The organism is Mycobacterium montefiorense (assembly GCF_025823255.1).
Lineage (GTDB): Bacteria > Actinomycetota > Actinomycetes > Mycobacteriales > Mycobacteriaceae > Mycobacterium > Mycobacterium montefiorense.
Map to the genome: position 1 here is coordinate 85,775 of NZ_JACKVL010000015.1, position 12,050 is coordinate 97,824.

The 12,050-nt window shown below is 63.2% G+C and carries 10 protein-coding genes; 7 read left to right on the top strand and 3 right to left on the bottom strand.

The window, feature by feature from the left end; genetic code table 11:
• Nucleotides 1-48 precede the first annotated feature (48 nt).
• From H7K34_RS19420 to H7K34_RS19430, 3 genes are read left to right on the top strand one after another with little or no spacing between them, the layout of a single operon-like run.
• On the top strand, nucleotides 49-447 hold the full coding sequence (locus tag H7K34_RS19420) for an ArsR/SmtB family transcription factor (protein ID WP_264063715.1): 399 nt from the start codon (nucleotides 49-51) through the stop codon (nucleotides 445-447).
• On the top strand, nucleotides 444-1,481 hold the full coding sequence (locus H7K34_RS19425) for a cation diffusion facilitator family transporter (protein ID WP_264063717.1): 1,038 nt from the start codon (nucleotides 444-446) through the stop codon (nucleotides 1,479-1,481). Before H7K34_RS19420 ends, H7K34_RS19425 begins: the two co-directional genes overlap by 4 nt.
• Nucleotides 1,482-1,509: 28 nt before the next feature.
• Nucleotides 1,510-2,748, top strand: coding sequence for a thiolase family protein (locus H7K34_RS19430; RefSeq protein ID WP_264063718.1), 1,239 nt, complete (start codon nucleotides 1,510-1,512; stop codon nucleotides 2,746-2,748).
• 40 nt (nucleotides 2,749-2,788) lie between these two features.
• Here H7K34_RS19430 and H7K34_RS19435 read toward each other — a convergent pair whose 3' ends face one another.
• Both H7K34_RS19435 and H7K34_RS19440 read right to left on the bottom strand, forming a co-directional pair.
• A complete protein-coding gene (locus H7K34_RS19435) occupies nucleotides 2,789-4,600 on the bottom strand; it encodes a molybdopterin-dependent oxidoreductase (RefSeq protein ID WP_264063720.1) in 1,812 nt (603 codons plus the stop codon).
• 414 nt (nucleotides 4,601-5,014) lie between these two features.
• Nucleotides 5,015-5,743 (bottom strand): VC0807 family protein, encoded by a 729-nt coding sequence (locus H7K34_RS19440; RefSeq protein ID WP_264063721.1) that lies wholly within the window; start codon nucleotides 5,741-5,743, stop codon nucleotides 5,015-5,017.
• 128 nt (nucleotides 5,744-5,871) lie between these two features.
• On the opposite strand from H7K34_RS19440, the gene H7K34_RS19445 reads away from it, so the two are divergent.
• Both H7K34_RS19445 and H7K34_RS19450 read left to right on the top strand, forming a co-directional pair.
• Nucleotides 5,872-7,347: a cytochrome P450 gene (locus H7K34_RS19445; protein ID WP_264063723.1), complete on the top strand. Its 1,476-nt coding sequence runs from the start codon at nucleotides 5,872-5,874 to the stop codon at nucleotides 7,345-7,347.
• Between the two features lie 125 nt (nucleotides 7,348-7,472).
• Nucleotides 7,473-9,008 (top strand): molybdopterin-dependent oxidoreductase, encoded by a 1,536-nt coding sequence (locus H7K34_RS19450; protein WP_264063724.1) that lies wholly within the window; start codon nucleotides 7,473-7,475, stop codon nucleotides 9,006-9,008.
• A 4-nt stretch (nucleotides 9,009-9,012) separates the two neighbouring features.
• Here H7K34_RS19450 and H7K34_RS19455 read toward each other — a convergent pair whose 3' ends face one another.
• Complete coding sequence (locus tag H7K34_RS19455) at nucleotides 9,013-9,213, bottom strand: hypothetical protein (RefSeq protein ID WP_108925646.1); 201 nt, start codon at nucleotides 9,211-9,213, stop codon at nucleotides 9,013-9,015.
• Between the two features lie 139 nt (nucleotides 9,214-9,352).
• Here H7K34_RS19455 and H7K34_RS19460 point away from each other — a divergent pair, with 139 nt between their 5' ends.
• Together H7K34_RS19460 and boxC are read left to right on the top strand one after the other, a co-directional pair.
• Nucleotides 9,353-10,237 (top strand): PaaX family transcriptional regulator, encoded by an 885-nt coding sequence (locus H7K34_RS19460; RefSeq protein ID WP_264063725.1) that lies wholly within the window; start codon nucleotides 9,353-9,355, stop codon nucleotides 10,235-10,237.
• A 94-nt stretch (nucleotides 10,238-10,331) separates the two neighbouring features.
• A complete protein-coding gene (gene boxC / locus H7K34_RS19465) occupies nucleotides 10,332-12,050 on the top strand; it encodes a 2,3-epoxybenzoyl-CoA dihydrolase (protein ID WP_264063726.1) in 1,719 nt (572 codons plus the stop codon).

Genomic DNA, 12,050 nt, shown 5'->3' on the forward strand with positions numbered 1-12,050 from the left:
CGCAGACCGTCAGACGCGAGGCACCGCCCCATAAGCTACTATCTGCGTATGTATGCAGATAATGCTGCAGAATCCCTCACGGAGGATCGGGTCAGCCTGATCGTCGATGTCTTCCGAATGTTGGCCGACCCCACCCGCATTCGGGTGCTGTGGGCGCTAACCGAAGGCGAGTTGTCGGTCAACGACCTCGCCGAAAAGGTGGACAAGCCCGCACCGTCGGTGTCTCAGCACCTGTCCAAGCTGCGAATGGCGCGGCTCGTCCGCACCCGCCGCGCCGGCACCACGATCTTCTACGCGCTGGAAAACGACCACGTCCGCCAGTTGGTGATCGATGCGGTTTTCAATGCCGAACACGCCGGCCCCGGAGTGCCGCCCCATCACCGAGGCGACGCGCAAGCACGGGGCATCGCGACCGACCGTCGGCCTCGAAAGGTGAACGCGCGATGAGCGATCACACCCACGAACATGGACACGATCACCACCATCGGAAGGGATTGTGGGCCGGGATCAAAGGGGCTTTTGCGCCGCATTCCCACGACGCGGCCGACAGCTTTGACACTGAGCTGGAATCCAGCGCCGACGGCATCCGCGTGGTCAAGGTCAGCCTGCTGGTCCTGGGCGCGACCGCTATCGCGCAGATCGTCGTCGTGGTCCTCTCCGGCTCCATCGCGCTGGCCGCCGACACCATCCACAACTTCTCCGACGCACTGACCGCAGTGCCGCTTTGGATCGCATTTTCGTTGAGCACCAAGGCCGCAACCCGCCGCTACACCTACGGGTTCGGCCGGGTGGAAGACCTGGCCGGTCTGTTCGTGGTCGCGATGATCACGCTGTCGGCCATGGTCGCCGGATATGAGGCTGTCGAGCGGCTGATCAATCCCCGGCCCATCGACCACGTCGGCTGGGTCGCGGTAGCCGGTCTGCTCGGGTTCCTCGGTAACGAATGGGTTGCCATCTACCGCATCCGAGTTGGACGACGCATCGGTTCAGCCGCACTGACCGCCGACGGCCTGCACGCCCGCACCGACGGCTTTACCTCCTTGGCGGTGCTTATCGGTGCCGGCGGTGTGGCGCTGGGCTTTCCGCTTGCCGACCCGATCGTCGGCCTGGTGATCACGGTGGCCATCTTGGCCGTGCTTGGCACGGCGGTGCGAGATGTGTTCCGCCGTCTGATGGACGGCGTCGATCCGAAACTCATCGACGCTGCCGAAGCCGCGCTCGCCGCCAGGCCGGGCGTACGTTCGGTGCGCAACGTACGAATGCGCTGGATCGGACACCGGCTGCACGCCGATGCCGAGCTCGACATTGACCCCGCACTGAGCCTGGCGGCCGCGCATCGCATTGCCCACGAATCAGAACACGATCTGATTCACGCCGTGCCCAAGCTGACCACCGCCATGATCCACGCCTATCCCGCCGGAGGCACCAACGCGGCCCAGCAACATCGCGATAGCACCGAGTCTCGCTCCCACCACCACTGACCACACCGAGATACTTGAAAGGTTAACCATGACTGAGGCTTACGTCTTAGGTGGCGTGCGCACGCCGTTCACCCGCTACGGCGGCACGCTGTCCGGCATCCGCACCGACGAGCTGCTGGGCATGACCATGAAAGGTGCGTGCGAACGCGTCGGAGTACCCCTGGATGCCGTGGAAGACATCATCGCCGGCTGCGTGAATCCCGCGCACGAGGGAATGGGTGACATTGCCCGCTGGGCCGCACTCGCGGTCGGATTCCCCGACAGCGTCGCGGGGGCAACCCTTAATCGATACTGCGGGTCGTCGCTCAGCGCCTTGGTCAGCGTCAGCCATGCCATCAAAGCCGGCGACCTGGGTGTCGGCATCGCGTGCGGGGTCGAATCGATGTCACGGTCGGGGTGGGCGCTGATGAAGGGCGCAGCACCGTTTAGCCCACGCGGGCCGGTGCTCATGCTCGACACCATGTGGTCCGGCGCGGGCGGTCCACCCAACCCCGTGCTGCTCGCCCGCAACGCCTACATCGGCATGATCGAGACCGCGCAGAATGTCGCCGACCGGTACTCGCTGAGCCGCGAGGAGATCGACGCGTTCGCGCTACGGTCCCAGCAGCACGCCAAGGCCGCACGCGACCGCGGCCGGTTCGCCAAGGAGATCATGAGCGTGCCAATCCCGGCGACGAAGAAAACCCCGGCGCGGCTGGCCGAGCATGACGAATTCATCCGCGATGACACCACTTCCGAGACACTGGCCGCCCTGCCGGTCCAGCCGGGCACCACGCAGATGACCGCGGCCAACTCCACTCCGCTCACCGACGGCGCGAGCGCGGTCGTCGTCGCCTCGGGTGAGAAGGCGGCCGAACTCGGGATAGAGCCACTGGCCCGGGTGGTGTCTGGCGCCGTATACGGCATCGACCCACTCATCATGGGACTGGCGCCCGCGTGGGCTATCCCGATGGCGATCCGCCGGGCGGGTCTGACTCCCGAGCAGATCGACGTGTGGGAAGTCCATGAGGCTTTCAGCGCCCAAGCACTCGGTGTGTTGCGCGAACTTCCCAACCAGCTCGGCGGTTTCGTGATTCCCGACGACAAGCTGACACCCAACGGCGGCGCTGTCGCGATAGGACATCCGTTCGGCGCCACCGGAACTCGCTACGTGCTCACCTTGGCCACCGAGCTGCATGAGCGCGGCGCCCGCTACGGCGTCATCGGAGTATGCATCGGGTCGGGCCAAGGGGTCGCCGTCGTGCTGGAGAATCCCCGCGCCGCCTAGATGATTCGCCAAATCTGTTCGTAATTAACCGGACTCGATGTCAGATCGGCATTCGGTAACCGTAGAACTCGTGGTCTTCGTTGTAGCCGCCTTGCCCGAACCCGAGATGGTCGAAGCTTTCCACAAACTCGATCGCCTCGATCCACTTGACCTGCTTGAAACCGATCTCGCGCTCATTGCGCAGCCGCAGCGGCGCACCATGGGCTTCGTTGAGTGGCTGGCCATTCATTTCGTAGGCGAGCAGACACGTCGGTTCGTGCATGTGCTCGATCTTGTGGCAGTCGTAGTACCGGCCTTCGGCTGGCCCGCCCGCTCCTTCGGCGAACGAGTAGAACACCACCCAGCGAGCCGACGGTTGGGGGTGCACAAGATCGAGAATGTCCGACATGCGGGCACCACCCCATCTAGCGACTCCGGACCATCCTTGAATGCAGTAGTGCTGGGTGATCTTTTCGTGCTTGGGCAGTGCGCGTAGCTGGTCGTAGGACAGCGTGACCGAATTCCCGACGAGCCCCTCGATGCGCAGTGAATAGTCTTTCCAGTCGCCGGCTTGCAGACGCCGATAGTTATCGGAGGTCGGCAGCGTCCCGTTTGGCCACAGGTACGGCGAAATATCGCTTTCAGAATAGGTGGCGTTGGGACGGAGCCGTTCCATCGCGTCCTTCAACCATCCCACGGTCCAGCGACCGACAACCTGAACCACACCGGGATAGCGCAGCGTGACCGGAGACGCACTCAACCACATGCCGGCGATGACGACCATCGCCACGATGTAGACCAACAATGGCCAATACGATTTGGTATCGGTGCCCAAGACGATGTGGTTCAAGTTCCCGACGAGCCCGGTGGTGAACACCATCAGCGTGTGGACAAAGATGAAGAACACCATCCACACAAGCACTGCGAAATGGGCGGTCCGTGCGACCTGCCGGTTAAGAACACCCCGGCCGAAACCGAACCGCGCCGCAATCGCCGGCGCCTGTAATAGTCCGGTGCCGAAAGCCAATGGCGCAGCGACGAACACTGTGCTGAAGTAGGCGATAATCTGCATCCCGTTGTAATTCGTGAAACCTGCGTTTGGCGGGAAATCAAGCGACGCATACTGAACGGCCGTGGAGAGCGCGTTGGGGAAAACATCCCACGATCGTGGAACGATCCGGCGCCACTGGCCGGTGGCGAACAGCAGTACGTAAAAGACAAGGCCGTTCACCAGCCACAGCAGATCGAAGCTGAAGTGCCACCACCGCGCCAGCCCAATCGTGTGGCGTATGCCAGGTATGCCCAACCATTTCGGAAGCGCGACGGCGTCATCCTTGGCCGTCCACATCCGCGCCGCGTCCTCTTGGTCCATGCGGTCCGGTGGAACCGGGTCGCGCATTCTGAACCATTCAGTTCCCGGGCGGCAGCCCGAATTGAGATACAGCCGTGGATGATCGGCGAGAATCTGTAGTCCCGCCCGGATGATGAACATCATGAAAACGATGTTGAACAGGTGCTGCCAACGCAGCCAGGCCGGAAATCCGGAGGTGACGGCCGGTGCATACGCGCTAGATGTTCCCGGATAGGTCTCGATGAAGCTCTGCATCCAGCCGTACTGACGTAACTGCTGCGCCAGCGCAATCGAGACAACGAGGCCGGCCACGCCGATGGGGATCAGCCACAGTGTGTTGATCCAGCGTCGTCTGATCCGAATCGCGGGCACCCGTGCCTGCTCCTGCGCTATCCCCCCGGCCCAGTCCTCGAGATTGACGGAGCGTTTCAGCACTGGCGGGCGCCCACGCTGATCGAGCAGTAACTCAAGCGGGGCGTGGGCAGCCGTGCCGCCACCATCGGGCTGCGGATTGCCAGTCATACGTGTCCCCTCTGGTTCTCGCGCTGAGACGATGTCGATCAGACGGATGGCACTCCTACCGAACAACTTACGGCTCAGCTCGGCTTTGCGCAGGGTTTTCTTCAACCACACCGCCAACGAGCAGCGTTGTTTGCTGGGGTGTTGAGGCGCTGGTTCGCTTGCCCAGCAAGGTTTTTGCCGGGCTTTAAGTGGACACGGGTGGGCGGCGATTCAGACCCTGGGCCCGCTGACAGAAATCTTGTCGGCCCTCGCCATCCCCTGACCCAGCGCATGGCGCATGTGAGCCGTAGTGGCGAACCGCAAATAACCTTGATACAGAACGCAATTCGCGCATACCTGGCGCGGCAGCCAACACTTGGAATTTCCGGACGTGTCCAATACGTCCATGCTCAAATGTCTATTTTGAGCGCGCTCTTAACGAGATTGCTCTGGACTGGCGTCCGCGGATGGGTCGGCGCGCTCGGCAGCCACTTGGTCACGTTGCTGAACGAATCTGCGGAGCAAAGCGATGGCACCCGCGATAGACAGGATGAGCAGCGTCGGGCCGATCGCCACAATGAGGATCTGGGAGACGTCCACCGGAAAGGTGAAAATCCAGACGATCGCTACCAACGGAAACAGGCCGCAGAGCAGGCCAAGACCGGCGCACAGCCGGGCGTGCAGGCCATGCCAGTCCTGAATGTCTTGCGGTGTCCACCCCCGTTGGGGCAGCGCGGTGGCTGCGAGGCTGGGGACGATCGCGCTGGCGATTTTGACCGAGGTCGGCCTGCGCAGCAGGCCGCTCGCGGCGAGCGACCACACCAGCAGGGACACGGGTATGAGTTCGATGACCTGCACGATGCGCGGGTTCTTTGTGATGAACGCGATGGTCAACGAGCAGGCGGCACCGAGTATCACCAGGCCGTTGATGGGCTCGAACTTTCGTTTGCGCACCATGGTGAGCAACCCCTGCGCCGCAGCGACCACGATCGCGCCGACCAGAGCCAAATATGGTGTTATATCCAGCAATCGCAGCCCGTAATAGCCCACCAGTGGCGGCGCGGTGTTGATCACCGTGTTCTTGATGTACTCCCGCAGGCTTCTCGGAGTGTCGATGTGCGTTTCCACGGATGCGGCGCCGACAGCGGGCATCGGTCGTGGCATGACGGCAGCTCCCTTCTTTGATCGCGGTGCACCGTGCGCTGCGCGTCTTCGCCGGATCCCTTAGCCAGTCCCCCGAATTGTTCGACCGGCCTAACTATATAGATAGTTAGGATACCCTAAACATGTCAGTGAGGCAGGAGGAGAAGCACGCGATGGGTCACCCGCCTGACGGCACTTCCCGCCCTCCGTTAACCCACCCGCTGCGCTCGCGGAGCGATCTGCGCAGGATCGCTCGCGGGTGGCCGCAGTTCATTGCGGGACTCACGCGGTTCGGCGACGCGGTCGAATGGTCGATCGGTCCCATGCGTGAGACGTTGTTTTTCCACCCAGAACAGATCGGTGAAGTTCTTGCCGCGGCGGGTGCCAATGGCCCGCTGGGCCGAACGCTGGTGGGCGGCTTTCAAGAGCACGCGCACGTCATCGGGAACAAGGGCCTGGTCATGAGTGAAGGGGCTCTCTGGAAGAAGCAGCGGCGGATCTTGCAGCCAGGCATGCACAGGCAAAAAATCTCCGAATACACCAACACCATGGTCGATTTGGCCGAAGACATGTGCGATCAGTGGTCCAGCGGCGAAGTCCTCAGCATACGGGCCGAGATCGAACGGCCTACCAGAGGGATCATGACAAGGACCTTGTTCGGTGCGGATCTGACCAAGTCGGAAAGCGACGAGATCAAACGCATCATGGATCGGCAGCTGTTTTTGAATAGCATGGAGTTTGTCCTCGGGAACTGGTTACCCCCACGGGTTCCGACACCCTTGAGGACCGGCCTGCGCGCCGCATCGAATCGGTTGAAAGTGCTCTTTCGAGCTGTCGTTGAGCGGCGCCTCAACGAGAGCCACGAGCTGAGGTTAGATCGCGATACCGATTTGCTTGACATGCTCTTGGAGGCGCGAGACGACAACGGCACGCCGATGCCGGAAGCGCAACTGCTCGACGAGATGCACAACATGTTCCTCGGCGGCTACGAGACCTCGGCTAATTCTCTGGGCTTCATCGGCGCCATCCTGGCACGGCGGCCGGAGCTGCAAGATCGGATCGCGATAGAGGTCGAACAAGCGGTCGGCTGCGGCAAGCCGACATTCGAACACATCAAGGGCCTACCCGTGATTGAGGCGGTGGTCAAAGAGGCACTGCGCCTGTACCCGCCCGTTTTTGCGCTGCCGGGGCATGTGGTGAAGACACCGACTACGCTGTGCGGCTACGACTTTCAACCTCGACAGCGAATTATCGTGTGCCCATATGTGACACAGCGAGATCCACGTTGGTTCGCAGACCCGCATGAATTCCGACCCGAACGCTGGCTGGATGGGTCCACTCAAACCATGCCCAGATTCGCCTGGATTCCCTTCGGCGGCGGTCCTCGTGTGTGCTATGGCCAGAACTTCGCGATGGCGGAGATGATCCTCGTCCTGGCCACAGTGACGCGCCGATTCAAATTCTCGCTACCCGCTGGATCCTCGAACGATGTCAAGACGGGGGTGAGCCCAACGTTCATGCTCAAAGTGAAAAACGATGAGGTGGCCGTCACTGCGCGTACCGCTACGACCCGCGAAGGCAACAACGCAATATTCGATTCTCTGACGGAAACCTTCCGGTCCTGAACCGTCAAACCAGTGCGCACGTAGGTCGTGAATCTTGGCCGACATTTCGACGACGTCACCGGTGGGGGTTCGCTTGCCCGGCAAGGTTTTACTGTGTTCTAGATGGACGCGAGTAGAGTAATCCGATGGCTGTCGCCCCGTCGAATGAGCGGATGATCGCCGGGGTCACCGCCGCGGCCGTCTCGCTCGGGGTAGCCGAGCTGGCGGGCATCTCGTTCGGCGCGCGGGCCGATGCGCGTACCGCAGTCGGCTCGGTGGTCGTCGACCTGACACCGGGACCCATCAAAGAGTGGGCGATTCAAACCCTGGGCTCGCTGGACAAAATCTTCTTGGCCATCGTCGTGCTCGTGGTGATCGCCACCATCGCGGCGCTGGCCGGGAGCTTCGAAACTCAGCGCCGCCCGGTCGGCAGCGCTGTGATCGCCGCGGCGGGCGTCCTCGGATGCACCGCAGTGCTGTCACGGCCGGGCGCGACGTTGCTCGACACGATCCCCACGGTCGCGGGCACCGTCTGCGGCGTGGCGATCCTGCGCTTTCTCACCCGCCGGTTCTGGCCCGACGCGAAAGACCCGGCCGACGACGAGCCGGACGCGCGCAGGCGTTCGCTAGTGGTGTTCGGCTTGCTCGGATTCGGCGTAGTCAGTGGTGTGCTGGGTGCGGCCATCACACGATTGGTGCATTCGGTGGCCGCCGACCGCAACGCGGTCACGCTTCCCACACCGCGCATCCCGGCTCCAGCTATACCTGCCGACGTGCAGCCGAACGGCGTCGCGCTACCGAGTTTTATCACCGCCAACACCGACTTTTACCGGGTGGACACCGCACTCAGCGTTCCCCAACTCAGCCACGGCGACTGGCGGCTGCGTATCCACGGCATGGTGAACCGCGAAGTCACCTACAACTTCGGCGACCTCGCCCACTTCGACGTGGTCGAGATGGTGACGACATTGACCTGCGTTTCGAATCCCGTTGGGGGAAAACTGATTTCGACAGGCGTATGGCGGGGCTACCGGATGTCCGACCTGCTGGCGTCAGCCGGTGTGCACGCGAACGCCGACATGGTGCTCTCTACGTCGATCGACGGATTCACCGCAGGCACGCCAGTGCAGGCCCTCACCGACGGCCGCGAGGCGCTGCTGGCGGTGGGCCTCAACGGTCAGCCGCTGCCGATCGAGCATGGCTACCCGGCCCGGCTGGTGGTGCCGGGGCTCTACGGGTATGTGTCCGCCACCAAGTGGGTCGTCGACGTGGAGCTGACTCGTTTCGACAGGGCAAAGGCGTACTGGACGCGGTTCGGCTGGGCGGCGCAGGCGCCGATCAAGACCGAGTCGCGCATCGACGTGCCGAAAGACGGTCAGAAATTGGCGACGGGATCCGTAGTGTTCGGCGGTGTCGCGTGGGCACAGAATCGTGGGGTACGGGCTGTGGAGGTCCGCATCGACGACGACGGGTGGCAGCCCGCCGAACTGGGAGCGAGTTATTCCACCGCGACCTGGCGATTGTGGAGCTTCGGATGGCAGGCGAAAACCCCTGGGAGGCACACCATCACGGTGCGCGCCACCGACAACACCGGGGCTACTCAAACTTCGGATCAGGTCGGTAGCGTCCCCGACGGCGCCACCGGCTGGCACACGGTAGCCTTCACCGTGGCGGAGACCTGACGGACTATTTCGACGAGATCTTCCGCCAGCTGAATACCGCGATCACGATGCCGATCACCACCGTGATCGGACCAATGATGGACCAGGTTGTGGTGTTGCTCATCGGGCTCCCACCAAGCACTCCGAATCCCTGCAGCGCCCAGATCAGACCGAATGCTGCGACGAGCAACCCGACCGCGAATGTGACGACGAATGCCCTACTCATACAGGGGATCTTAGGCGCCGCAGCGTTGTTGTCCCATGCCGCCAGGACGCGAAGTGCCGCCGGCTCGACAACTAAGCCGGCGGCGGCCGCCACGACAATGAGAAGCTTGAGGTTCGCGTGCTTGGCGAAGGAGGGCGACGTGGCGGGAGTGTCGCGGCGAGGCGATGCGGGCGACGAACGCCCTGAAGTCGTCCCATCCATGAGTCGGCGGCATCAAGCCGGTGATTCGAGCACCCGCTCACTGCTCATGACGATCCTGGGTGAGTTCGTGCTACCGACCGACCAACAGGTCTGGACCGGCACTTTGGTGCGGGCAATGACCACGCTGGGTGTCGACGAGGGGTCCGCGCGTCAGGCGCTGGCACGTACGGCCGCGCAGGGATGGCTATCGTCAAATCGGGTGGGCCGTCGGGCGCGCTGGTTCCTCACCGATGCGGGGCGGCAGCTACTCGCCGAAGGTGCCCAGCGCATCTACACCTTCGGATCCGACGAATCGTCGTGGGATGGCCGCTGGCTGGTGGTGCTGGTCTCGATACCCGAATCGATGCGCGTTCTACGGCACAAGCTGCGCGCGCAATTGAGCTGGGCCGGATTCGGCTCGCCGTCACCGGGCGTATGGATCTCGCCGAGGACGGCCGTAGCCGCAGCAGCCAAAGACATCCTGGACAACCTGGAGTTGTCGAGCAAGGCGCTGTCGTTTGTCGCCGAGTACGGTGCGCTCGGCAGCGAGCGAGACATGGTCAACGACGCGTGGGACCTGACCGAAATCGACTGCCGCTACCAGGAATTCATCACCGAGTTCAGCGGACTCGCACCGGAGGCGCCCGACGACGTGTTCGACGCCCAGATCAGGCTGGTACACGAGTGGCGCCGATTCCCGTTCCTCGATCCACAGCTTCCACCCGTATTGCTGCCACCGCACTGGACCGGGACACCTGCGGCCCGGCTCTTCAAGGATCAGCGCCAGCGCTGGCATGACGGCGCCCAGCGCCGGTGGCGCGAGTTCGCCGCCGAGGCCGAATAGATCCATCGCGGCATTATTCTACAGATTCTTTGCGATCCGCAGTAATAGTGTCATATATTGAAGCGGCATGCGGCTCCCACCCCTAGGAGGACCGATGGCAGTCGGCATCGATGTCGGACACGTGACTGACCTCGGCGCACCCCCGGGACCCGATGTCTGCTTCGACACCGATCCCAGCCGGTACCGGCATTGGAACCTGCGCCTCGACGGCGAGGTGGCGTGGCTGGTGCTCGACGTATCCGAGGACGGCGGATTGATACCCGGCTACGAGCTGAAGCTCAACTCGTATGACCTCGGTGTCGATATCGAGCTCTACGACGCAACGCAGCGACTGCGATTCGAACACCCAGAGGTCAAGACCGTCATACTCACCAGCGGCAAGGAGAAGGTGTTCTGCGCGGGTGCCAACATCGGGATGCTGGCGGCCTCGACGCACGAATGGAAAGTGAACTTCTGCAAGTTCACCAACGAAACCCGCAACGGCATCGAAGACGCCACCGAGAACTCGGGGCAGACATATCTGGCCGCGGTCAACGGCTCCTGTGCGGGCGGCGGCTACGAACTTGCGCTGGCCTGCGACCACATCCTGCTGGTGGACGACAACTCGTCGGCGGTATCGCTACCCGAAGTGCCGCTACTGGGCGTGCTGCCCGGCACCGGCGGACTCATCCGCGTCGTCGACAAACGTTGGGTGCGAAAGGATCTAGCGGACGTATTCGCCACCCGTTCCGACGGCGTACGCGGCAAGACCGCTGCGCAGTGGGGGCTGGTCGACGAGCTGGCCACGCCGCGCCAGTTCGACGACGCGGTCCGCCGCCGCGCCACCGAACTCGCCGCGCGCTCCCAACGCCCCTCAGACGTCCACGGCGTCGAACTCGTTGCGCTGAACCGACAGGTCGGTTCCGACAGCATCAGCTACGACTACGTCAGCGCCACCATTGATCGGAAGAATTCGACCGCCACCATCACGCTCCATGCCCCGGCTCGGCCCGCACCCGCCGACTTCGACGAAGCCGCCGCGCAGGGAGCCGCGTTCTGGCCGCTGGCGCTGACACGTCAGCTCGACGACCTCATCCTGCGGCTGCGGACTAACGAAACGGAGATCGGCATCTGGCTATTGCAGACCCAGGGCGACATGGCCACCGTCGATGGCTACGAACGTCTGCTACTGGAAAATACTGAAAGCCATTGGCTTGCCAACGAAATCGTGCTGTATTACAAGCGGGTGTGCAAGCGGCTGGACGTGACCAGCCGCAGCCTCATCGCCCTGATTGAGCCGGGCAGTGCCTACACCGGGATGCTGACCGAGCTGGCCCTGGCCTGCGACCGCCAGTACATTCTCGATGGCCCGCCGCTCGACGACGAGAACAGCGAGTTGCGTGCGAGCCTGCGGCTAACGGCCGCCAACTTCGGCGCCTTTCCGATGGGCAACGGCCTGAGCCGGCTGGAGTCGCGCTTCTTCGGCCACAGCGATCACTTAACTCTGTTGCGGGACAAGGAAATGGGCATTGAATTGAGCGCGGCCCGCGCCGCCGATCTGGGGCTGGTTACCGTCGCCCCCGACGACATCGACTGGCAGGACGAAATTCGGGTCGTCGTCGAGGGTCGCGCGGCGCTGTCACCGGACGCCTGCACCGGCATGGAGGCCAATCACCGCTTCGTCGGCCCCGAAACAGTCGAGACCAAGATTTTCGGCCGGCTTTCGGCCTGGCAGAACTGGATCTTCCTGCGGCCCAACGCTTCCGGCCCCGAAGGGGCGCTACGCCGATACGGCACCGGAAAATCGGCCAACTTCGACACAAAGCGGGTATAG